This is a genomic window from Granulicella sp. L60 (assembly GCF_009765825.1).
Lineage (GTDB): Bacteria > Acidobacteriota > Terriglobia > Terriglobales > Acidobacteriaceae > Edaphobacter.
This window is the reverse complement of record NZ_LMUR01000010.1, coordinates 169,257-193,935: the sequence shown is the minus strand read 5'-3', so window position 1 is coordinate 193,935 and position 24,679 is coordinate 169,257. Positions and strand designations below refer to the sequence as shown.

At 57.0% G+C, this 24,679-nt stretch carries 15 protein-coding genes; 5 read left to right on the top strand and 10 right to left on the bottom strand.

The window, feature by feature from the left end:
- Positions 1-109: 109 nt before the first annotated feature.
- Both GSQ82_RS04080 and GSQ82_RS04075 read left to right on the top strand, forming a co-directional pair.
- Complete coding sequence (locus GSQ82_RS04080; protein ID WP_158790738.1) at positions 110-1,171, top strand: galactitol-1-phosphate 5-dehydrogenase; 1,062 nt, start codon at positions 110-112, stop codon at positions 1,169-1,171.
- Complete coding sequence (locus GSQ82_RS04075; RefSeq protein ID WP_158790737.1) at positions 1,168-1,968, top strand: SDR family NAD(P)-dependent oxidoreductase; 801 nt, start codon at positions 1,168-1,170, stop codon at positions 1,966-1,968. The genes GSQ82_RS04080 and GSQ82_RS04075 overlap by 4 nt, the downstream gene beginning before the upstream one ends.
- A gap of 32 nt (positions 1,969-2,000) precedes the next feature.
- Here GSQ82_RS04075 and GSQ82_RS04070 read toward each other — a convergent pair whose 3' ends face one another.
- From GSQ82_RS04070 to GSQ82_RS04050, 5 genes are all read right to left on the bottom strand, one after another.
- Positions 2,001-3,302, bottom strand: a complete 1,302-nt coding sequence (locus GSQ82_RS04070; protein ID WP_158790736.1) for an MFS transporter — start codon at positions 3,300-3,302, stop codon at positions 2,001-2,003.
- A gap of 110 nt (positions 3,303-3,412) precedes the next feature.
- Positions 3,413-3,919, bottom strand: a complete 507-nt coding sequence (locus GSQ82_RS04065; RefSeq protein ID WP_158790735.1) for a hypothetical protein — start codon at positions 3,917-3,919, stop codon at positions 3,413-3,415.
- Positions 3,920-3,958: 39 nt separating this feature from the next.
- Positions 3,959-4,924 carry a VOC family protein gene (locus GSQ82_RS04060; RefSeq protein WP_158790734.1) on the bottom strand — a complete coding sequence of 322 codons (966 nt, stop codon included), beginning with the start codon at positions 4,922-4,924 and terminating at the stop codon, positions 3,959-3,961.
- A gap of 12 nt (positions 4,925-4,936) precedes the next feature.
- A complete protein-coding gene (locus GSQ82_RS04055; protein WP_158791283.1) occupies positions 4,937-7,342 on the bottom strand; it encodes a glycoside hydrolase family 2 TIM barrel-domain containing protein in 2,406 nt (801 codons plus the stop codon).
- Between the two features lie 63 nt (positions 7,343-7,405).
- Entirely contained in the window at positions 7,406-10,684 is a 3,279-nt protein-coding gene (locus GSQ82_RS04050) for a TonB-dependent receptor (protein ID WP_158790733.1), read from the bottom strand.
- 241 nt (positions 10,685-10,925) lie between these two features.
- On the opposite strand from GSQ82_RS04050, the gene GSQ82_RS04045 reads away from it, so the two are divergent.
- Together GSQ82_RS04045 and GSQ82_RS04040 are read left to right on the top strand one after the other, a co-directional pair.
- Positions 10,926-13,412 (top strand): beta-galactosidase, encoded by a 2,487-nt coding sequence (locus tag GSQ82_RS04045; protein ID WP_158790732.1) that lies wholly within the window; start codon positions 10,926-10,928, stop codon positions 13,410-13,412.
- Complete coding sequence (locus tag GSQ82_RS04040; RefSeq protein WP_158790731.1) at positions 13,409-14,239, top strand: aldo/keto reductase; 831 nt, start codon at positions 13,409-13,411, stop codon at positions 14,237-14,239. Before GSQ82_RS04045 ends, GSQ82_RS04040 begins: the two co-directional genes overlap by 4 nt.
- 24 nt (positions 14,240-14,263) lie before the next feature.
- On the opposite strand, the gene GSQ82_RS04035 is transcribed toward GSQ82_RS04040, so the two are convergent.
- The 3 genes from GSQ82_RS04035 to GSQ82_RS04025 form a co-directional block, all read right to left on the bottom strand.
- The gene (locus GSQ82_RS04035; protein ID WP_158790730.1) at positions 14,264-14,893 is read right to left on the bottom strand and encodes a response regulator transcription factor; all 630 of its coding nucleotides are present in this window, start codon (positions 14,891-14,893) and stop codon (positions 14,264-14,266) included.
- A gap of 98 nt (positions 14,894-14,991) precedes the next feature.
- Positions 14,992-15,876, bottom strand: coding sequence for an alpha/beta hydrolase (locus tag GSQ82_RS04030; RefSeq protein ID WP_158790729.1), 885 nt, complete (start codon positions 15,874-15,876; stop codon positions 14,992-14,994).
- Between the two features lies 1 nt (position 15,877).
- A complete protein-coding gene (locus GSQ82_RS04025; protein ID WP_158790728.1) occupies positions 15,878-18,025 on the bottom strand; it encodes a hypothetical protein in 2,148 nt (715 codons plus the stop codon).
- A gap of 153 nt (positions 18,026-18,178) precedes the next feature.
- Between GSQ82_RS04025 and GSQ82_RS04020 the strand changes: the two genes are divergently transcribed.
- On the top strand, positions 18,179-20,668 hold the full coding sequence (locus GSQ82_RS04020; protein WP_158790727.1) for a glycoside hydrolase family 2 TIM barrel-domain containing protein: 2,490 nt from the start codon (positions 18,179-18,181) through the stop codon (positions 20,666-20,668).
- Here the strand turns inward: GSQ82_RS04020 and GSQ82_RS04015 are convergent.
- Both GSQ82_RS04015 and GSQ82_RS04010 read right to left on the bottom strand, forming a co-directional pair.
- The gene (locus GSQ82_RS04015; RefSeq protein ID WP_158790726.1) at positions 20,665-23,628 is read right to left on the bottom strand and encodes a sensor histidine kinase; all 2,964 of its coding nucleotides are present in this window, start codon (positions 23,626-23,628) and stop codon (positions 20,665-20,667) included. The two genes, GSQ82_RS04020 and GSQ82_RS04015, sit on opposite strands and share 4 nt — an antisense overlap.
- Positions 23,629-23,718: 90 nt before the next feature.
- Positions 23,719-24,621 (bottom strand): hydroxypyruvate isomerase family protein, encoded by a 903-nt coding sequence (locus tag GSQ82_RS04010; protein ID WP_254061412.1) that lies wholly within the window; start codon positions 24,619-24,621, stop codon positions 23,719-23,721.
- Positions 24,622-24,679 lie beyond the last annotated feature (58 nt).

Sequence of the window (24,679 nt, the reverse complement as noted above, 5' to 3'; positions counted from 1 at the left end):
TGTTTGACAAACGCTGCGCGATAACATGCATAGCGATTAGCATAGACATGGACGGTAGAATTTACCTCCGTCTTCGGCTCGGATCTAAATGTGTGAAATGAGGTATTGCATGAAGGCTCTCCTCCTGTCGAAGTACAACCATCTGGAGCTGACGGATCTCCCGAGTCCAGCTCCAGGCCCAGATGAACTTCTTATCCAAGTGTCGGCGTGCGGAATCTGCGGCAGTGACGTGCATGGATATGACGGCTCTACGGGGCGGCGTATTCCTCCAATCGTCATGGGCCACGAGGCCGCCGGAGTTGTAACCGCCGTTGGCCCCGAGGTCAAAGACTTCGCTCCCGGCGATCGCGTGACCTTCGACTCAACAGTGTATTGCGGCAAATGCGAGTACTGCCTCAAAGGTGAAGTGAATCTTTGCAATCAGCGCCAGGTTATTGGCGTCTCATGCGGGGAGTACCGCCGAGCGGGAGCGTTCGCCGAATTTCTGACCGTTCCAGCGCGAATCGCCTATCAGTTGCCCGCGAGCTTTTCCTTCGCAGAGGCAGCGATGCTCGAGGCAGTGTCGGTAGCGCTTCACGGCGTCGCGGTTACAGAGATGAAGGGCGGAGAGACGGTGTTGGTGATTGGAGCCGGCATGATCGGCCTGCTGCTCTTGCAAGCCGCTCGAGTCGCAGGCTGCTCGCGGATATTCGTTTCAGATGTAGACGCCACGCGGCTGGCTTTAGCGAAGGAGTTGGGGGCGGATGTAACAATGCTGGCCTCGGGAGCTTCTTTGACCGAAGAGGTTCTTCGCATGACTGGCAATGTAGGCGTGGACGTCGTGCTCGAGGCTGTAGGCCGGGAAGAGACGATCGCTGCGGGAATCGACTGTACGCGCAAGGGAGGGACGGTTACGCTGGTTGGCAATATCTCTCCGCAGATCATGCTGCCTTTGCAGAAGGTAGTTTCGCGCCAGATACGCCTGCAGGGGTCTTGCGCCTCGGCGGGAGAGTATCCGCAGGCGATTGAGCTTATTGCCAATGGAAAGATCAAGGTCGACTCGCTGATTACCGCAATAGCGCCGCTCAGCGAAGGGCCGTCATGGTTCGAACGTTTGCACGCACGCGAGCCCAACCTGATGAAGATCGTCCTTGATCCGCGGTCCACTGCCGCAGCCGGAGCAACACGATGACGGCGAATCCTCTCTTCGATTTGACCGGGCAGGTCGCACTGGTGACCGGCACGAGTCGAGGCCTGGGGCAGTACTTCGGGCGCGCTCTGGCCAGAGCAGGTGCAGATCTGATCGTGACAAGCCGTCGCACAGATGATCTCCTTCCGTTCATCGCCGAGATCAAGGCCCTCGGGCGACGCGCTATACCGGTTGAACTGGACGTACGCGATCAGCAGAGCATTCACGCGATGGCAGAAGCCGCGGAAGCCAGCTTCGGCCACATCGATATTCTGGTGAATAACGCGGGATGTAACGTTCGGAAACCCGCCTTCGATGTCACTTGGGAAGACTGGAATCTGATCCTGGACACGAACCTACGCGGCAGTTTCTTCGTCGCACAACAGATGGCCAAACAAATGGCGAAACGTGGATACGGTCGGATCATCAATATAGGTTCGGTGACAAGCGTCTTCGGATATGCCGGCCTTGCGCCCTACGGAGCGAGCCGCGGTGGCATCCGTCAGCTCACGATGAGCCTTGCAGATGACTGGGGAAAGCACGGCATCACAGTCAACTGTCTGGCTCCGGGATGGTTTGAGACCGCCCAAAATAAAGTGATGTACGAAAACAAGGAATGGGTCGATTATCTGATCGATCGCATCCCACTGAAACGCCCGGGCGCGGCAAACGATCTGGATGGAGCTATCGTCTTTCTTGCTTCCGAAGGAAGCCGTTACATCACTGGCCAGACCTTGTTGGTAGACGGCGGTATCTCAACAGGTTCGACACGTGCGACGATTTCGCAGCCACGCGTTTAACCATTCCCTTTTGCCGGGTTCACTGCACCGATTCAATCAGCGGGCGCCTCTATCTGTTTAATCTCGCCAAGCAGGAAGATATAGCTGCTAATGCCGATCAACAAATAAATAGCTGAGACTCCAAAGGCCCAGGCATACGATCGCGTCGCTGCGATGATGTAGCCGGTGATAATTGGCGCGGCGATACCGGAGAGTTGATTCGAAAAATTGATGATCCCCCCAACCGTTCCGGTGCTTCCGCGTGGGGCGATCATCGAAGGAATCGACCATCCGACGGGAGCAGCCGCCGAGAGTCCTCCGAGTGAGATGCTGATCCAGATCAGCGCTCGGGTCGCAGTGTGGGCGTGCGCTGCGCCAAGAATGCCGAGGCCGAACGCCGTCCCACAGACGAGCACTGTCTTGCGTACTCTACTGGCGTTCCAGCCGCGTTGAATCAGGAGATCCGCTCCCCAGGCTACCGCAAGCTCCGTGATAGTGGCGAAGAGCCACGGAACGCCAGTGTAGAGGAACGAGTGCATGAGATCGATGTGCAGTGCGAATGAGAGATAGCTGGGAAGCCAGGTCAACAGGAGATAAAACGTGTAGTTATAGGAACCGAAGCCTAGGGCCAAACCAAGGACCTTACGCTGCTGGATAAGATATCCGAGAGAAGCGGCGTGAGGTTCCGCCACATGTGCGGGGTCGAGACCTGCCTCAGCGATGTATGCGCGCTCAGCTTCAGTAAGGAGTGGATCGTCCTGAGGATCACGATAGATGAGAGAGAAGAGCAGAAAATATAGCAGGCTAATCAGACCAGTGGCAGCGAAGCTCCATCTCCAACCGACCTTGAGCAGGAGAACGCCGATGACTGGCACGCCGATAGCCGAGGCCAGCTTGGCGGAAGCATCAAAGATGGAGGTGGCGAAGCTGCGCTCCTTTGACGGAAACCAGTAGCCGATAGCCTTTGCATTGGCCGGGAAGGTCGGCGCTTCCCCAACGCCGAGGAGCAACCTGGCACCAAATAAGGCTCCTGTGCCCGTACTTGCTGCGGCTGCAAAGGATGCGATGCTCCAGATGGCAGTACTGACGCGGCCAACACGTCGAACGCCAACCTTATCCAGAAGCACGCCGACAGGCAACTGGCACAAGGCGTAGGTCCAGTTATAAGAGGCCGCAAGATATCCGAAGGTAATAGTCGAGATACCGAAGCTGGTATAGAGCGCGCCCTGTGAGACAGAGAGGTTCACCCGGTCAAAGTAGTTAACGAGGACACCCGCTCCGAGCAGCCACGCAATCCGCCAGCGGCGACGGGGGAATGAGTTGAATCGAACGGCAGGGCTAGAGGCTGAAGTCAAAGATCACGTCCGAATGATTTGGGTGTCGCTTTGGTCAGCGGCGTGGCCCTCATGAATGTAAGACGCGATGCCCCTTGCAGAACACCGATGAGCATCTTACCTGTCATCCGCTACAGTCCTGATTTGAGCTTCGCCAGGCCTTCGCGCGAGATCGCCACATCGTCCTCAGATTTTCCTCCACTGAAAGCCGCGATGACATAGCCGCCCTTGGTCTGTGCGATGACGCCTCCACTCCATCCGAATTCACCTGTCATGGGCGGCCGGATCCCGCTTCCGCTGTCCTTGTGCGTATCGGCCATCTCGGCGGCCTTAGCATAGGCGATGCCGAGCAGGTTCGATCCCTTGTCGCCCCCTGTTGGGTCGACCTTGTAGTTGCCTACGACGATCATCCTTGAGCTCCACGCCTGGATAGTCTCGCCCTCGAAGTACGCTACCAAGGCGACACCGGAGATACCCATCGCCTGCGCCTTCGTCCGCATCGCCGCGAGGGCCGCATCGGTAGTGACGTTGAAGTTAGCTGTCGTATCTGCATCTTTTTTCTTCTGAGGCTGAGCGGCACTCAATGCAGGCAGCAGCAGCGTGGCCAGGAGTAGAGCGGCTACATAGCGATTCATCATTTCTCCAAATCCGGATCCAAGCCGAGAACTGAGCTTGTTTTACCATGCCCCTGATGGAGTTGGCTGCTTGCCGGTGTAAGGCGAGCAGCAGGCAGTCTTAACCGGCTTGAACTCCATAAATTCGATGCGGGTTCCATCCGGATCAGTGAGATCGAGCTGCAGTTTGCCATCCACACCCAGAACTTGGGGGTTCTGGCCTGAGGGCGCAGTCCATCCTTGCTGTTCGAGCCGTCTCTGCAGATCTGCGACGCTCACCACGCCAGGGGCAATATGATCCGCGCTGCCGAGCTGCGCGCGTGAGGGGTTAGAAGGGAGATAGAGCATGTACTCGATCCAGTCGGTCCCATCGGGGACCTGCATCATGACCCAGTCTATGTCGCCCTGCTTAGCGCCTCCCTGCCAGTACAAATGAAAGCCGAGTACGTCCTTGTAAAAGTGATCAAGCAGAGCGCGATTATGGACCTCATAGCCCGCGTGCATGATGTGCGTGCTCAGAGACCGCGCAAGTTCAGTCGTCGATGGCGAAGGCAGCCTGCGACCCTGCTGAGTGAACTCGACCGGGTTACCCTCGGGGTCATGCACGAGAAAGCTTCGACTGCCATCCTTCTCTACGGTCACCGAAGCTGGCACGCTTACTCCTTTGCTGGCGAGGTACCGGCGCAGACCGTCTGCATCGACGGTAGCGAAACCCACAAGGTCCAACCGATGCGCCTGTCCGGGCACAGGTGGAGGCAAAAACTCAACGTATTGCGCATGGTTGGCATAGAACCGAAGCCCCGGCTGTGTCCCCGTCGTGGGTACAGGGTACCAGCCCAGCGTCTCTACGTAGAACTGACGAGACTTCGCAATGTCGTCCGCGTAGAGGGTCACATGCGAGAGACCGGTGATCGCCGGTGGCTGCTGCGCCAGCGCACATCCCAACGATAGAAAGCCGAAGCCCGCAAGCCCCAAAATCCCTCTCCACCGGCACATCCTTGTGATGCCAGACACCATTACAAAATTCATGATTAAAACTTCCTAGAGCGACTCTGCTGCAACCACAGTGAGATTCAGTTCCACAACCTGGGAGCCAAGGCGCGGATGGGTCGCAGTCAGTCGAACTGTCCCTGCCTGTTCCTTTGCGCGCAGCCAAACCGCTCCAGTTCCCCCGATCAGCGCGAAGGGATTGTCGCCGATCAGGATAGCGGGCCCTTCCAGCTTGAAGACGACAGGATCGTTCGCATAGGTACGCGTAGCTCCAAACTCATCTGTTACCCGCATCACCACACGCGTAGTGTCTGCACCGTCAGCATGGAGCCCAGTGTCGTCGGCGATCAGGGCAAATTTCTGGTCGACACCGAGCCCGGATAGCGATTTGGACACCACCTGCTTACCCTGAAGGTAGCCATCGATCCTGAGATCCCCCCAACCATGACGATTGGTATGTTTTATCTGGCTCCGATCAAGAATGAACGGTGGGTACTTCAAGTGTTCGAACTCGGCCCGGTTCGGATCGAGTTCAGCGATCAGCTCCCATGGGTTCGCTGCCACGCTATCAATACGCTCATAGAACTTTAGATGATCACAGTTGGAGCAGACGACAGCCTTGGTGAAGTTGGTCGACTCGTCGCTGTTGGCCCAGTGAAAGGCGGGTTCCAGGACGATCTCCTCTGACGGATCGCACTGCGATTTATAGAAACCTCCGGCGGGCTTAAGCTCGCGGAAGATGTCTGTGACACCGTGATAGCAGATGCGATCGCCTGCACCAAAGTTCGCATGGGTGTTGTAGTCAAAGGCACACCATCCTATGCCACCTGCATACTGCGGGTCGGACGCGAGCTGATTGTGGATGCGCGCATGTCGCAGCGTGTGTTCGCGCTGACGTTCATCGTCATCGGTGCTCTTAGTAGGAAAGGTATGCCCTACGAACTCGGTGTTGAGGTACAGAGGATGATTGGGCTTTCTCAGTGGAAAGCCAAAGTCGTTGATGGTGAAGACATCTTCCAGAAGCTCCGACGCCGCGAAGTTGCGGATACCTCCCGTCTGGCGCGTCGCATCGAGTGCGCGAGCAAGTGCATTCGTGCGAGTGTAAAAGCCGTGATCGTCTGGAGATTCATTGATTCGAACGCCCCAAAGGATGATCGATGGATGATTCCAGTCCCGCCGCACCATCCGTCCGACATTATCGATAGCGACGAGCTTCCACGGCTCAGGGCCGATATGTTGCCAGCCCGGAATCTCTTCGAGCACGAGTAGACCGATCTCGTCACAACAGTCCAAAAAGTGCCGAGACTGAGGGTAATGAGAGGTTCGAACGATATTGCAATGCAGAGTGTAGCGAAGGATCTTCGCATCTTGGCGCTGTACGCGAGCCGGCATCGCCTGTCCAACGAATGGGAAGGTTTGGTGACGGTCGAGACCGCGCAACTTGACGATTCTCCCATTCAACGAAAAACCATGATCCGTGAAGGAAGCTTCGCGGAAGCCGATTCGTCGACTGTCCTCATCCATAACCTTTCCGGCGTGCAGTAGACGCACTCGCACGGTATACAAGTTCGGAGTCGCCAGATCCCAGAGCTTCACTCCATCAATCTCTTTAAGCGATACCGTCTGCTTCCCAGGGTCGTCCACGGTCTCCGTGCTCAGGTAGACAGGAGCGCTCGTGGCCGAATCCTCTGCAGCGTTTGGGTCGCCCGTCGTCGATACTCTAAGCGATCTGCGTGCCTTTGCAACTGTACGATCGCCATCGAGCAACTCCATATCGAGCACCAGATCTCCGTGAGGAGGTGTGCCGGCGAGGAAGCAGTCTACATCGAGTGATGGCTTACTACTTAGTACGTTCTTAGGATGCGCAAAGATATTGTCGAGATAGAAATTCGGCACCACGCGCAGGGATACTTCGCGGTAGATGCCGCCAAAGGTCATGTAATCGATCTCATTTCCGAATGGAGGAATGTCAGATCGCTCTGTTGAATCTACCTGCACGGCAAGAACGTTCTCTCCATCTTTGTGCAGGTGCGGGGTCAACTCAAAAGAGAAAGGGGTGAAGCCACCTCTGTACTCGCCAAGCGGGACGCCGTTGATCCACACAGTCGAGGCCGTCATGACCCCTTCGAAGTCTACAAAAACGCGTTTACCCTGAATACCGGAAGGCGTTTTGAAGCGGCGTCGATAGATTGAGATGAACTCGTAGTCCTTGTCATCAAAGCTGTGCCATGGAAGTGTGATGTTTGTGTGCGGAACAATTACTCGTTCGAAGGAAGAGTCATCGAACTCCGGCGTTTCGGCTCCGACGACCATCGCCGGATGGTATCTCCAGCTACGGTTGATGGGCAGAACCTCCCGACCGTAAGCTGGAGGCTCCTCGGAGAAGGCTGGAACCGCTGGCAGCGTCGCTGCTGCCAGCAGGGTTCCCGTCCTTCGAAGAAAATCACGTCTGTCCATAAGGTCAGTCATCCTAATGATCTGCTTGAGTAGTTCGTTTTGCTTGCGGATGACATGCCCACTTTAGAAGCTGAGCTTTAGCGCTCCTTGCATAACACGCGGAGCAATTGGACCGATGCTTGTGATCTGTCCGAAGTTCGTGCTGGTGGGGTCGTTGTTCGGCGTCGCAAAGCTGGCGTGGTTGAAAGCGTTGAACAACTCCCACCGGAACTGAACTCCGTAACGCTCCTGCACCTTCCAGTTCTTCACGAAGGCAAGATCCGAGCTGTCGATCCCTGGACCACGCAGCATATTTTTGCCTGAGTTGCCAAAAGTTCCTGGCGCATTGGCCACAAAGGCAGCGGGATTAAGATAGTGAGCCAGCCACTGAGCCTTACTGCCTTGACGTATGTTCAAAGCCACACCTGGTACCTCATCCGCGCGATCGCCGAACTGCAGCGACCCCGAGTTGTTATTACCATTGCCGCCTACGATTCCGAACGGTTGGCCAGACTGCAGGGTTACGATGCCGCTCAACTCCCAGGATCCGAGTAGCTCACGCATAAAGATCTCGTGCCCACGCAAATCTGGTGTTGTATAAACCAAGTGGCTCACCGAGACATAGGGAAAGTTCAACAACGACGTACCGCGGTTGAACCGTACATTGAATGGATTGGGAATCTGCGGCGTGCCGAACGAAACGTTGCCCGATCCGGCAAGATCGATCGTCTTCGCCCAGGTAAAGTTCGACTGGAACTGCAGTCCATGTGAGAACCGCTTCTCCAATCCTGCCTGTAACGAGTTATACGAGGCCGTACCGATGCTGGCCAACGTTAGAATATTGCTGAAGTTTGGATAGAGTGAGCGCGTGCCGCCGGTCGCGAAGATGCCAGGGTTTTGATCGACCACGGTCTCTTGATGGTAGCTTTCGCTCCCTACATACGCTAGGTGCAGTGCGAAGTCTCTCCCGAACTGCTGTTCGACGGAAGCGTTCCAACTCTGCGTGATTCCGAGACGGAAGTTATTTGAAAAGATCGCTTGTACAGAAATGGGGCTGGTTCCGAAGTTTGTATTCGTCGGAGGTACAAATCCTATACTGGCGAACGGCGGAAACGGACTCGTAGTGTTGAGAAAGCTATACGGGTCGTCAAACGATATGAAGTTCGTAGCGGTCGCATCGAAGCCCAGTGTCGGACTAAACGGCGCGATGTCCGCGGCATGGTTGTATACCGAGTACGCCAGCGGTGCAGTAAAAAGACCAAAGCCAGCGCGGAACGAGGTGGCCGGGAGAGAACGCGGCTGCCACGCCACTCCTATACGGGGCTCGACGTAGCCGTAGCTGGTTGGCATCAGCGCTGAGTCCACACCCTTGTCACCGGGGAAGTTCAGTCCAAGTGGAGCACCTGGAAACTTCTGGCTCTGCTGGCCGGGGATGAATGCCGCACCACGACCACCGGCCGAAGTGGGAGGAAGGTTGGGATCCCACCGCACGCCTGCCGTCAGCGTTACCGTTGGACGCACGCGGTACTGATCCTGGGCGAAGAGTCCAAGTACGATGCCCGAGACATCGGCAATTTCGCCGGCGCCCTGCGTGAACTGCGCAGCCTTACCTAGCAGAAAGTCCGCGAGCCCGAAGCCGCTATACGACCCGTTGAAGTTAATGATCGGCTGCGTCGGGTATTGCGTAGACTCCTTCGCATATTGATGCCAAAGATCCCCGCCAAACGAGAGCGAGTGGTTGCCGATCGTCTTCGTCACCGAATCCGAAACCCCGTAGCTCGTTCTCACCTCCTGCGATGGCTCCGTGTACGCCGTACTGAATCCATTATTAACCGAGAGCCCTTCGAGATAGCACTGACCCGGCAGCTCGTTCACCTTGATGTATCGCGACAAACAGACAGCCTGGCCGCTCTGGTCGAAGACCTGCGCCGAACTATGCGCCGACATCTGAGTCCAGAAGCCCGAAACAACGTTAACCAGCGAAGGATTGATCGTCCAGGTATGGCTGAGGATCTGGTTGTAATACTTAATCGGATTGCTTTGGATCGCGTTGTACGGAGTCTCCTGCAGCACAGAGAGGATGTTGCCGTTGATGCTACCCGCAGGTTGATTGAAGTTGTTCACATAGGTCCGGAACACGATATGCTGTTTGCTCGTAAGGTCAAAATCGAGCCGAAACGTCCCCTCGTCAAATGAGTTTTTGATACTGCCGCTCGCGTAGTTGGTCAGGCCGCTTGCCGGGTCGCCTCCCAGCGGAAGCGCCGTCTTCGCAATCGCCACCGCTGCAGGACTAAACACGGATGGATTCACTATGTTATTCACAAACGGCCCCTTCAATGCAAACGGCACCGCACTGAAGTCTCCATTCAGCATTGCTGCCGTCGGGGTGTAGGTAGGATTGGTTGCGCCCTGGCTGCTCGCGCGTGTGCCCTGGTAGTTGGCAAAAAAGAACAGCTTGTCCTTGATCACAGGACCGCCCACATACCCGCCGAACTGATTGCGCCGCAGCGTGTCTACCGAATGGGTGAAATAATTGCCCGCGTTTAAGTCGCTGTTGCGGATGAATTCGAATGCACCACCATGCCACTGGTTGCTACCCGATTTCGTCTGGATACTGACCACTGCTCCCGGAGAAAAGCCGTAGTGTGCGTCGAAGTTGTTCGAGATTACGCGAAACTCCTGAACCGCATCTGAGTTCGGGAAAGGTGCAGCCAGCAACAAATAGGTGTCCATGTTCTGCACACCATCTAGAAGGTAATACGTGCTACCTTGACGACCGCCGTTGGCCGAGGCGCCTGTCTCGGTTGGGAACGAGAACCCCGTCTGCAGATATCCTCCGCCAGTGTTCAGCACATTGGTCACACCCGGAGCGAGAAAGACAAGACTCGACGGATCGCGGCCGTTCAACGGAAGCTGCGAGATTGCATGCTGATCGACGACGGTACTAATCTCGGCCGTGGTTGCGTTAATAAGTGCCGCGTCCGCGGACACAGAGATCGTCTGTTCCACATCTCCAACCTCGAGCGGCACATTCAATGTCGCCAACTGGTTCACTGTCAACACAACGCCAGTCTGTACCGTCTTACGAAAGCCCGCTTTTTCGACCGTCACAGTGTAGCTGCCAGGCAACAACTGCCCCACAGAGTACACACCTTGACCGTTGCTGTCGGTGCTCTGCGTCGCGTTCGTACCATTGTTTACAACTGTAATGTGCGCGCCCGGTACCGCGGCGCCTGCGTTGTCAAGCACTGTGCCATTGAGCGTTGCGTCTGTGCCTTGAGCGAAGGAGGTGCGCCCACACAACAGAAAGCAGAGAACAACGAAACTCCAAAATCCACGAAATGATGATACTTGAGCTTTCAAGTTACGACCTCCGAAGTGATGAAACACAGGTGACTTGGCCGCCCCTTCTTAGCTATGAGGGATGGTGAACACCTTTCTTACTGATCGGACAAACACTACTCGTTCGAAACGACAACGCGAATCAGTCGAAAGTAGGAGTGGCCAAATTGTTTCGAAAAGTTCTTCAGGCTAACTGCCGCTCCTCCTATCGACGGATGCCTTCCTTCACTCATCCGTGTTAAATGACTGCGAGGTAGATCTCTTGTCGAACCCTGTTTTTACACTGGCCCGCGCCGCAATCCTGCTCCTTGCTTCGAGCCTCTGTTTTATATCAAATGCAGACTCCCAGATCCTCGTCGATGCTAGTGCACCTTATCTCCAGCCCGCGCTTTCATCTTTTCAAACCGGTGCGGCCCGCACTCCCGGTGGCCATACCCTTGGCCTCAACCAGCGGTTCATCACTCGCGACGACAAGCCCTGGCTTCCAGTCATGGGCGAGTTCCACTTCTCCCGTGTTCCAGCCTCCGAGTGGGAAGAGGAACTACTCAAGATGAAGTCGGCCGGCGTCGATGTCGTGTCCACCTATGTGATCTGGCTGCATCATGAAGAGATTGAGGGACAGTTTGACTGGAGTGGCGACCGCGACCTCCGCCGTTTCGCACAGCTCTGTGAGAAGCACCATCTGAAGCTATATGTCCGCATCGGTCCATGGGTTCATGGCGAAGTTCGTAACGGCGGCTTTCCCGACTGGCTACTCAGCAAAGGACCGACCCGAGTTAACGATCCTGTCTATCTTTCGTATGTGACAAAGTTCTACGACGCGATCGGCCAGCAACTTAACGGGCTGTATTGGAAGGACGGCGGCCCGGTGATCGGGATCCAACTCGAGAACGAATACTCCAACCGTGCTCCTGGCGGTGGCGCGGCCCACATCCTTGAACTGAAGCGCCTCGCCCTCGCCGCAGGCATGGACGTACCGTTCTACAGCGTCACAGGCTGGGATCGCGCGACGATACCTCAAGACGCTGTCCTCCCCGTCTTCGGCGGATATCCAGATGCACCCTGGGATGCATCTCCCAAAGACCTGCCTCCGAACGAAGTCTACAGCTTTCGCTTTCATGGCCGCGTGGCAGGCAATATGGGCGCAATGGGCGCTGCCACCGCAACAGCCTTGAATCCCGCATCGGAAGACACACCATTCCTCACTGCCGAGGTCGGCGGTGGAATCGAAGATACATATCATCGCAGGCCCATCATCTCCTCCGACGATGTCGCCGCGATCTTTCCTACCTTGCTGGGATCCGGCGTCAACCTCTACGGCCTATACATGTTCCAGGGCGGAGGGAACCCCGAGGGCAAGCTCTCCACCTTGCAGGAGTCACAAGCAACCGGCTACCCAAACGATCTCCCCATCAAGTCGTACGACTTTCAGGCGCCACTCGGTGAGTTCGGCGAAGAGCGCGCCTCCTTCCGCAAGTTCAAGTTAGTCAATTATTTTCTCAATGCATTCGGCGACCAGCTGGCCCCGATGACGCCACATGCCCCAGACGTACTGCCTAAAGATCGGGCCGACGTATCCATCCCACGCCTCGCCGTGCGATCACAAGACGATCGCGGATTTCTGTTCGTCAACAACTATCTACGCGGTACCGCGATGCCCGCCCGACACGACTTCCAAGTGAAGATCAAGCTTCCAGGCGGCGATCTGTTGCTCCCGAATCGTCCCGTCGATGTTCCTTCGGGCGCATATTTCATCTGGCCCTTCAACATGGAACTCGGCGGCGTTCACCTGCGTTACAGCACTGCTCAGCTCTTCACTCGTTTGCATGCTCCCGAGACCTTCGTCTTCTTCTGTATTCCCGGCATCCGCTGCGAGCTGTCCTTCGCCGACGAGTCCGGCCTCGCCATACACAGCACTGGTGGTCAGGTCTTGCGTGCCAACGGTAGCGTCACGATCACCAATCTCAAAACAGCGTCCGAGACCATCCTTTCGCTACAAGGCTCTGGCACCAAACCAGTCCGTGTGCTCGTACTTAGTGAAAACGATGCTGAGAATGCGTGGAAGGTCCGCCTTAGCGACAAGGAACATCTGCTCATCACGCCGCAACAATTTTTTACCAGTGACGATCAGATTACTCTAAACTCTGATGGCGACCTACGCTTCCGGATGACGCTCTTCCCTGCTGTCAAGACTGCTCCCTCAGCCAGCAGCAGGCTCACCGTCAAGCAACAGGCAAACGATAGCACCGAGCTCTCAACCAGCCTTAAGCTGATTCAACCTCAACTGACAATTACGCAGATTCGCAAAGCCCGCGATGTACCTGCTGTGAAAATCGGGCCGCCTCCATCCTGGCGTGACCAGGGCGTTCCCGAGGCTCCCGCCGGGGCCACCTTCGTTGACGACGCTGCCCAATGGAGAATCAAACTTGGCCTGGAGCCGCTGCTTGGCCTTAGCAATCTGTTTCTACAAGTCGACTACACTGGCGATATCGCCCGACTCAAATACGGTAACCATCTGATCGATGATAACTTCTTCAACGGCACCCCATGGAGAATCGGAATGAAGCGCCTCCTCGATTCCAACGAGGCTGGAGACTTGCAGCTTGAAATTCTTCCCCTGCGAACTGACAGCCCGGTATTTCTCGAAGGCGCGGTGAGAAAGACGCTCCCTCCCACAGGTCAGATCGACCAGCTTCATTCCATTCACCTTGTCCCGCAGTATCAACTCACTCTACGGACCACTCCATGATCGAACCTTCTACTCAATCAGCTCCAGTCCGCTCCCTGCCCCGCTGGTCTCTTCGCAATCCCCTCTTCACGCCCGCAGGTCGCCGCCTCTCACTCGGCCTTGGCCTGATAGGCATCGGCAAACCGTGGGGCCACAGCGACGACACCGTCCCCTCCGAAAAGCAGGTCCGAGAGCTTCTCGAAACCGCCTTCACCCTTGGCATCCGCTACCTCGACACTGCGCCCTCGTACGGTGTCAGCGAACAGCGGTTATCTGAATTTCTCAGCACCCTTACACCCGCGAAGCGCGCCTCGCTGACTCTCGCCACCAAGTTCGGCGAACACTGGAATCCCGATCGTCAGGAGCCCTTTGTCGAGCATAGTTATGACATTCTTGCACGCAGCCTCGACGGAAGCGTCAAGCGTCTAGGGCACATCGACCTGCTGCAGCTTCATAAGACCACTCCGGAAGTTCTACGCAGCCGGGACGTCGAGCGTGCCTTCCTCTACGCAAGGTCTCTTGGAATCTCCAACCTCGGAGCAAGCGTTAGCGACCTCGATTCCGCGGAACTCGCGCTCTCCCTGCATGGTGTCTCCGTGCTTCAATTTCCGCTCAATCCAGCCTCGCAACAGTTCGTCGAGACCGCTCGGCGCGCCACAGAGAGCGGCATACTCGTCGTCACCAATCGCCCTTTCGGCATGGGCGGCCTTCTCTACGCTGAGCCTCCGCTCACGCACCAAGCCGCCTTTGAATTTCTCATTCGCCAACCCTTCGACGGCGTCGTCCTGACTGGAACCAAATCTATCCGGCACCTGCACGAGAACTGGGCAGCCTTCAACGCAGTATGAGGACGAAGGTATCTAACAGACCAGTTAGATGTGAACTAGGCCGCGCTGAAGGGCGGAGATGACAGCCTGCGTCCGGTCCACCGCGTTCAGTCGCATCAGAATCGTGCTGACATGACTCTTCACGGTGGCCTCCGTGATACCCAGCAACTCGCCGATTTGTTTATTGCTGTTGCCCGTCGCCAGCAACCCCAACACCTGACGCTCGCGATGGCTGAGATCTGAATCCGGAGTCCTCGAGGCCAGTGCGCGCTTTATCGGCACCGGCAGAAAGCGACCACCCGCATGCACGCGCTCAAGCGCCTGAATCAATGACTCGAAGGGCATCCCCTTGATGATGTAGCCCTGCGCCCCAGCCTCAAGCGCCTGATGTATATCTTCATCCCCTTCATAGGTCGTCAGCACAACGAACTTCGCCTGCGGATGCAGTCGTCGAATGCTGCGTATGGTCTCCACACCGCTTAGCTGGGGAAGCCGTAGATCCATCAGGGTGACGTCCGGCAGATGCTGTTGATATAGCTGGATGGCCTCTTCGCCCGAACCTGCCTGTGCCACTGTAACCATCTTGGGCTGGCCATCAATAATCGCAGCGACACCGACCCGCATCAGCGGGTGATCGTCTACGATAAGCACCTTCATCTTGGATGTATTAGTCATCTCCGCTCTTCCCGCCTCATGCAGCTTGTTCTCGGTCGCTTCCTTCCCAAATATCGTACGCCTTGGCGCAAATTGCCAACAACCGCCTGCATACGTCCTTACGGATTCTTTAATAAACCCTGCACACGCATCCACTCCAGAAAGAGCTCCGGCCAATCTGCCACCGGTTCTGGGTTGCTGCTGCCCACTCCGAAGCCGTGCCCGACGCCAGCATAGATGTGTAGCTCTGCCGAAACCTTCAGTCGTGCCAGCGAGAGATAGTACTCGGCCAGCCCTTGCGAGATGTCTGTACGGTCCATCGCCCCACAGGCAAGAAATGCCTTCGGAGTCGTCGCAGTCAAACGCTGATCGTGTGGGAGCGCCGGATAGATCAGCGCCTGGAAATCAGGCTTCGAACTCAGTCGATCCACTGGATCCTTTGCCTCCGTTCGTCCTGCATCATAGCGCGTGCTGGCCAGCGCGGCCAGTTCGCCACCTGCCGAAAATCCCATCACTCCAACACGCGCCGGATCGATTCCCCACTCGCGACTCCGACTACGCACCACGCGAAGCGCACGTTGCATGTCGCCCAACTCCGTGCCCTCAACCGTATAGGTAGAGCCCTTCTCACGAGCCAGCCTATATCGCAGGACAAACGCCGCAACGCCGTGCTGACTTAGAGCCTCCGCTACCCGGAAACCTTCGTGCTCGATCCAAATCTCAGAGTGTCCTCCACCCGGCGCTATGATCACTGCCGCGCCAGTCGACGTCTCCTGCGATGGTAGGTAAAGAGTGATCGAAGGCTCAGCGACATGAGTGATCACATGATCACCCTCAGTCGCAATTCGCATCGCCTCCGGCCTGAGATCGAGCTGAGGCTCTGGTGCACCGTTTGGCCACAACCTCACGATCTCATGCCCATCAAGATGCTGCGCCGATACGGTCATGCCCGTCAATCCAACTACCAGTGCCACCAATGCAGATAAAAATGGAAATCGCTTCATCTCAACGCTCCACCCTGATCTCGTACCACGTAGTCGTCACCGATCCCAGAGGAAATCTCCACATACGACCGCTGATCCTCGCATCGACAAGTTCACCCAGTGGCTGGCCCGCACCGTCGAGTGGTTGCACACGCACCGCACGAGCGCCGTCGAGACCATGCAGCTCCATCGTTCCCTTCACCGGTTCGACCAGAGTAGGTGCTGTGCCGAAAGAGGTCACATCGGTGCCTGCTGAGTTCCAACGCTGTCCAGTATTCTCCACCGGACCACCCGCCACCAACAGTAGCCTCTCACTGTTCGCAATCGGCTGATCGTCCATGGAACTCAGCAAAATCGTGCAGAAATTATTGCTTACCTCGACCCTCATGTTCCGCAACGTCTTGCCCTGACCCTTGATGAAGCCGATCAGGGCCTGGCTCCGTGGCGTGTCCACCATCACCAATCCCTCTGTGTGATCGAACCCGGTGTGCCACGCAAGTTCCTTCGTATCGGAGACGATTGGATCGGTCGGCACCACCTTCTCAAAAGTCTTCGTCTGAGGTCCAGCCAGCGAATCTATCCGCACCGCGTGTTCGAGCGGAAGCGCCAGCGGAAAGCTCTCCGTAAAATACGGCCGCTCTGTTGCCGGGATCAGCATGCTGTCAAAAACCTGCTTCTCCGAATAAGTTCGTTCATTCACACTTCGCGCCTCTGCCACATCTCCGCGCAGAAACATGAGCGCCCCTGCGGCAAGCTCCGGCATCTTTACCGGGTCTAAGGAGATGTCGAAGGCGTCGCCAACATACGGCTTCCATGCGGGGTCGCTCTTTGGCTCAAAAGTATACCAGAAGATGCCATCCCAATCCTGCAGACCGGCGTACGCCGCGAGAATAGGAATACCTTCGCCCGCATAGTCGTTCGGAAATGGATTGTTTACCTCGCTGACCGTATAGGGCTTACCCGCGATGGCTGACCGCGACAACTCCACCACCGTCGAATTCAAGGGATCGTTCACCATCGGCAGCTTCTTGACGTAGTACTCCGGATGCTGCCAGTACGTATGACCGTCGATGATGTCCATGCCTTCGGTAGCAAGCAGTATCGGATAACCGCTGCTCGAGTGACTATGATCCGCCGTAGCCATCACCAACGACCGTACGCCAAGCATCTGCTTCAAATAGTGTTCCATGTCCAGGAAATATTCCCGCTGTAGATCGTTGAAGAACTCTGCCTCTGCATAAAACCACTCTGGAGAGGCCTGCGCGGCCTGTCCTTTGCTCTGCAGCAGAGGCACCACCTCACCCCTCCCAACACCTGCCACGTCACGAAGCTGATTCAGCTGCGCAGCGTCGCGATGCTTCAACAGCCACTGGTTGTAAAGCTCCCTCAGCTCATCTTGGTAGAACGCCGAAGGCGCATGGAACCCCACGTTGATCGCATTCTCGTTATTGATTTCGACGATCGCGACAGCCGGATCGCTCGTATACGAGAGCTTTGTGTATGGATTCCGATGAGTCAGCAACCGCCGCGCATAGTCCTTCTGGAGTTCGATCAGCCGTGCATCATAAAGCGACGTTCCCTTCGCGCCCTCCCTCAACATCTCTGCATCTTTCACGCCATCGCCCGCGTGAAAGGGCCTGCCCACCAATAGATTGAAGTCGATATAGATACCGCGCTTCTCGAGTTCCGCGATGAAGTAGTCTTCTCGATCGAGCGCACCCGCATCGAACGTCGCGGTGCTGTCACCCTGCTTAGAGATCAATCCCCGAGGCTCCTCAAGATCGAGAAATTGAAATCGCACGCTATTCACTCCAAAGCGAGCCAGCGTTCCAGCCACAAACGCCGCGTCCTCTCTGGCAGGAATCTGCCGTGACCCTTGACTCCAGTCAGTGATATTGACGCCCCAGAACCGAATGCGATGGCCATCCGCAGTTGCCAGATGACCATCCTTCACCTGGACAAACCCATGCTTACCCGCTGGAGCATCCAGCAGATAGGAGACATCGACCGGCGAGCGCATCACCGCGCCTCGTCGAAGCTCCATCGTGAACGGCACCATACCAGCCTGACTCTGCGAACTCTGTGCAGCAAGGTCCGCCATACCTATAGGCGCTATTGTCAAACCAGCAATCAGCAGCGATCCAAGCCAGAACAGTCGCTGAATCGTCATGACATCACCTCGCCTCAATTGCACTTGGAATGCGCGATAAGCCTACGCGCTTGTACCTGTAGCGCGAATCCAACTTTTGACGGATTCATACTGCCGAGTTGCACGATATGCTTCTCTGCCAGACCTGAATCACCGAAAGGGCTCTCCCAAGCAATGTCTCCTCGCATAACTCGCCGCGACTTCCTCAGTGATGCAGCCATAGCTGGAGCCATCTCCGCCCTGCGCCTGGATGCCTACGCCAACACAGCTCCCGCAACACCTCCTCAGCGCCGTGCGAACTTCGACCACGATTGGCGCTTCCTGCTAGGCGATGCCGTCGACGCGCACTCGCCCACCTTCCACGACTCAGCCTGGCGCAGCCTCGACCTTCCTCACGACTGGAGCATCGAGGGCACCTTCGACGAAAACGCTCCCGCTAAGGGAAACGGGGCCTATCTCCCGACCGGCATCGGCTGGTACCGCAAGACTTTTGCTCTACCCTCTTCTGCCAATGGCCAACGCATCGCACTTCAGTTCGATGGCGTCTATCAGCGCAGCGAAGTCTGGATCAATGGCACCTCACTGGGCATGCGTCCCTACGGCTTTGTCGGCTTCTCCTACGACCTCACGCCACACCTAGCGCCACCTGGTAAGCCCAACCAGATCGCCGTGCGCGTCGACAACTCTCTTCAGCCCAACTGTCGCTGGTACTCCGGCTCTGGCATCTATCGGCACACTTGGTTACGCATCACCAACCCCATCCACATCGCGGAGAACGGCATCTGCGTCCGTACCCCGTCAATCACTCCAGAGAGTTCTTCCGTAAAGATTACAGTTCGCCTGCGCAATCAGAGCGGAAGCGATGCCGATCTCAAACTTACGACCGAGATCCTCGCACCCACCGGCGAAGTCGTCCAGCAAACCACAATCTCACGCAACTTGGGAAAGGATGCGGAGGCTACCGTGACACAGATACTCACCGTCGCCTCGCCCGCGCTGTGGTCCGTGGCCACACCGCATCTCTACCAGGCGCGCTGCACCCTGCACTCCCGCGACCAGCAGGTCGACCAGGAGACAACCACCTTCGGCATCCGGAGTATCGCCTTCGACGTAGATCGCGGCTTCCTGCTTAACGGCGAACATGTAAAACTCAACGGCGTCTGCATCCACGGCGACGGCGGTGCGGTTGGAACTGCCGTACCCGAACGGCTCTGGGAGAGGCGCCTCGAACTGCTGCAGAAGATGGGGTGCAACGCCATCCGACTCAGCCACAATCCGCCCGCTCCAGAGCTACTGGACATGCTGGATCGCATGGGATTTCTGGTAATGGACGAGGCCTTCGATGAGTGGCGTGAGCCAAAGGGTGGAACACCAGTCTATGGCTATCACCACTACTTCGACGAGTGGTCGGAGCGCGACCTCCTCGCCATGCTCGAGCGCGATCGCAATCATCCCTCCATCATCCTCTGGAGCGCCGGCAACGAAGTCCCCGACCAGACCGCGCCCGAAGGTCCCGCTACGCTGCAGCGTCTCGTCGACATCATCCGCAACCAGGATCCGACACGCCCCATTACTGTCGCATGCGACCAGATCGCCGCCGATCCAAAGGCCGCACCTTCTGCCTTCCTCGATAAGCTCGACGTCGTGGGATACAACTACGTCGACCGCTGGCATGATCGCCGAGAGAAGTACTACAGCATCGACCGGCATGACTATCCGCAACGTCGCTTTATCGGCACCGAAAGTTCGGCACTGCGCGGAGCGCGCGGCATCTACTTTGTAGATCAGCCCATCGACGATATCTTCGAAAGACCGACTAACAATCTCATCGAGGTCGAGCAGCAGCAGAAGTTCGTCCAGACATACGACTACGTCAGCGGCGACTTCCTCTGGGTCGGCATCGACTATCTCGGAGAGGCGCACTGGCCGAACAAGCTCGCGGTAAGCGGAGCAATCGACACCTGCGGTTTCCTAAAGGACAGTTACTACTTCTACCAAAGCATCTGGACGAAGCAGCCTGTCCTTCATCTGCAACCGCACTGGAACTGGCCCGGCAAAGAAGGCAAAATTATCCCAGTCACCTGCTTCACAAACTGTGACACTGTCGAGCTATTTCTGAACGGCGAGAGCCTCGGCATCAAAGGCTACGCCTTCCCGCGCCCCGGCATGACTGGTCGCTATGGCAACTACCCGCCACGTGCCAGTGCTCTTCGCACCACCGCGGACCTGCACCTCACGTGGGATGTGCCGTACGCTCCCGGCAGCCTCACCGCGAAAGGCGTAAAGGACGGCAAGACGATTGAAACTGTAGAGGTTCACACGACTGGAGTATCCGCGAAACTCTCCCTGACTATCGACAGGCAGCGCATCCGCACCACACCAGACGATCTGGCTCACATCACCGTCGCTGTGCAGGATGCACAGGGCCGCGTAGTCCCTACCGCTGACAACGCGATCACCTTCACCCTCATGGGTGCTGGCCGCATTCTCGGCGTCGACAACGGGCAACCTGACAGCCACGAACCCTATAAGGCCAATGGCAGACGTGCATTCAGTGGTCTCGCTCTCGTTCTCGTTCAGTCAAATGGGCGTCCCGGACAAATCACACTCTCAGCATCATCACCTTCGCTCGCTTCGTCGCAGATCACCCTCGAAGCAAGCTAGCCCATCGCCCAGCGGCGTGCCTGCACAGCCTTCGAGTGAAGGACCGCACGCTCGACAGCAAGCTCCACCTTCGTTCCACTGTGTGGCGCGCTGCGCAGGCCAAAAACACCACCCACGCGCTCCACGCGCTCGCGCATACCGACAATGCCGTAGTGGCCTTCTGCCGGCGTCTTTGTCGTGTCAAAGCCAACACCATCGTCCGTAACATTTACCGCCAGTCGATCCAGCTCGTAACAAACCTGAATGTCGATCTGCCTTGCCCTACCATGTAGCACCGCGTTATAGACCGCCTCGCGGACTACCATCAGCAGCTCGCGCAAGATCGCTCCGGGCACTGAGTACGCCTCTCCCTCTACCACGCAGTTCACCGCGACTCCGAACTCCATCGTCGTCTGTGCTGCAATGGCCTTCACCGAGGCCGACAGCTCCAACGCCGTACCCTCCTCATGCCTCAGGTCCCACACCGCATGCCGCGCCTCATCGATCGTTGTCCTGACCTGTGCCCGCGCATGACGCAGCAAGTCCTCCTGGAGCTCATGGTTCTTCATCTGCAGGCTCGCTACTCCCTCCAGCAGCGCCGAGACGCTCGTGCATCCCTGAATCAAGGTGTCGTGCATCTCCCGCGCCAGTCGGCCGCGCTCATCCAGAACAGCACGAAAGCGGAGGCGCACCTGATGCATGCGCAGACGGTAGATTCCAAACGCAGCCAGCATCAGCGCCGCCAGGCACAACGTGAGAAACCACCACGTCAACCAGACAACCTGCTCCCGCTCGACACCGACAGAGGTCTCCGTCGTCAGAGCCGGATTCGCCACGTCGAAGACTGCGACATGAAAGCGGTACTTTCCCGCCGGAAGATTGGTATAGGAGGCAGTAAGGCTCGTGCCCGCATAGACCCAGTCCTTATCAAAGCCCTCCAGCCGATACTGGTAGCGTATGCCCTCCTGCGGTCGCAGCGATAAGGACGCATAATGAAACTCCAGCCGCTTCATCTCCGAAGGCAACCGAATCGTTCCGTCAAGAGGTAGATTGCGGCCGTCCAACGTGATCCCCTCCAGCACAAGCCGCGGCACTGCCGGTGTGACCGGATCCTCCAACTGAATATGCATCGCGCCTTTATTACTCGGGAACCAGACGCTACCGTTCGGATCAAGATATCCCGAGGGCTGCCGGCCACCATACATCTGGGCGTCCTCCGCGCCGTATGGCATCGTGTACAGTGAAACGCTCAAGTGCTCGTTCGCGATCACTTCCTCATGCATCTGACGCTCGTCCAAAGAGGAGATCGTATTCGGCCCGCTCAGCCAGAACCTGCGCTGTGGGTCCTCGAGAATCTGATAGATACTGTTGCTCGCGAGCCCCTGTGCCGTAGTGAACTGCGCCATACGGCCACCCTGATAACGGAACAATCCATGATCCCGCGTGCCGAACCAAAGTGTATGCGTAAGGTCTTCGTAGATCGACCACACCTTTTCATGTCGTAGCGCCTCAGTCACGGCGTCGTGCACAAACGTTCCCTGGTGCCATTGGCTAAGCCCTTGATCGGTGCCGATCCAGATGTCTCCGGTGTTGTCTTCGAAGAGGCTTCGTGTGCTGAAGTACACGAGACCATCTTTCATATTGAAGCGCTGAACGCCCTGCGCCGTAAGACGGCTTACACCCTCATCGGTAGCGATCCACATCTCGCCGCGCCGGCTCTCAAGAAACGCACGAATGAAGTTATTCGTCAGCTCGTGCGGAGCGGAGTAATGGATGACCCCGCGAGTTGTAATCCGATAGACCCCGCTGCCATCGGTCCCCACCCACAGATCGCCTCCGCGATCGCGAAATACATTTCTCACCATGACATTCGGCAGTTCATTAAACCTATAAGGCCGCGCCACGCCGTCCCGAATCGTGTAAACCGCCGAAGCGACCACCCACAGGCTGCTATCTCCATTGCCCGAGATCGTCTCGAAGTCCGCATCCGATCCTCCCGGCAGCGGCACCTCCCGTACAGGCGTTCGACTCAGCCGCACAAGCCCATCCTGCAACCCGAGCCAGACCTGGCGACTATCGTCTTCAAAGATCTTCAACACCGTATTGCCCGGCAATAGACTCTGCAAGCGCGAGAACACCCCATCCTTATATGTCCACAGCCCGTTGCCGATCGTGCCGATCCACAGCGTTCCATCACTCGTCTGCTTCATCGTTCGCACGGTGCCCGCTACCTCCGGCACCCGTTCAAACTTTTGTCCCACCAACCGTTCGAGTCCACTCACCGTTCCCACCCAGACTGTGCCGTCTTTAGTCTGAAGAACAGTCTTAACTCGATTGCTGCTGTAACTACCCGGCAGACCGTAGAAGAGCTGTCGCCCGTCCGTAATCGACAACAGCCGAGAGCCTCCGACCCAGATGCGACTCTCCCGATCTTCCGAGATCACATGCACCGCGAGCGGCCCTATGCCCTCAGCCATCTCCACACGCTCTACTTTGCCACCCTTTACCTGGAACAGCCCGTTATCCGTGCCCACCCAGACGACACCATGCCGATCTTCAAGAACGCTGCGCACAAAACCATCCGTCAGCCCCTCGGCCGCGCCATAGCTCCGCACCTGCCCCTTCAAAAGATGCAGCAAGCCTCCACCCTCGGTCCCGATCCACAGACCGCCGTCCCGTGATGGCTCCAGGCAAAAGACGCTGTTGACCCCAGGCGAATGCGGCGCATTCAAACCATACAACACAAAACGTGTGCCATCGAAACGTGTGAGTCCCCCAGTCGTCCCGATCCAGAGATAACCATCGCTCGTCTGCGCAAGCCCCTGTACCGTGTCTTCCGGAAGACCGTCCTGCACCTTCCACACCCTCCGCGTATATTGCGGCTGCGCCACATCGCCGGAGTTCTGCAAGGCTAGCGCCGGCATAAAACCCAGCACCAGCCACAGCAGGAAGATACGACGAACTATATTCCCTGGGAGCACGGACAACCTGTCACAAATAGGATCAACAACGTTCAATTCTAGAACGCAAGCTGTACACGATCACCGAATAACGGTGCGACTTCATCGCAGCTAGTGCCCAAACTCGCGTTGAGCCTCCACTCTTGCTCTCTTAAGGGACTCTATCGGCTCTCCAGTCGGGTAGTACTCCATTGCAACCCAGTGGTTGTAACCGAGCGCCGATAACTTGCGGTAGATCGCCCCATAGTCGATCTCGCCTGTTCCCGGTTCATGTCGTCCCGGCACATCCGCCACATGGACCAATCCCACTAAATCAATATTCTTCTCAAGCTTTTCGATCAGATTCCCGAAGCTCCGTTGCTCATGGTAGAAGTCATATAGAACCTTCACATTCGGGCGGTTCACCGCTCGCGCAATCTCAAAGCCGTCTGTCACGGTCGCCATATAGATCGTCGGATTCTCCAGTAGATCGATCGGCTCAATCACAACTTCAATCTGTTCTTTCGTGGCTCTCTCCGCAGCCCACTTAAGATTGTCAATCGCCGTCTGCCGCTGCACCTGCGCACCTATCCCATCCACCCGCACCCCCGAGAGCAGAATCACTGTCGGACACTCAAGCTCCTTGGCGGCCCGCAGATGATCGACGAACTGTGTCCGGAACTCCTCCCTCTGCCCCGGCACCGCGAACCCAGCCTTCACCCCGCTCATCGCGTCGAAGACCATCCCAAGAGAACGCATTCGCGTCATGATGCGAGCTCTCTGTTCTGGCGACCAGCTCTGAAACTCGCCCGTCAACTCAATGCCCTGATACCCCGCCTCGGCAACTATCTCCACACAACGATCGAACGACGCCTGCTTTTCAAGCGCCCACAACATGAACGAAAAGCGGATTCCTTTCACACCAACGCCCTGCGCGGAAGCACTTACCCACGCAGGTGCAAGCGCGGCGCCTGCAACCAACCTTCCGAACTCTCTACGATCCATCCGTCCCCCGAAGACTGAATTCAATCTCATAACGTTTATTTTCCGCCAGCCCTTCGGCGACCAAGATACTCCGCCGCCACCAAATGCG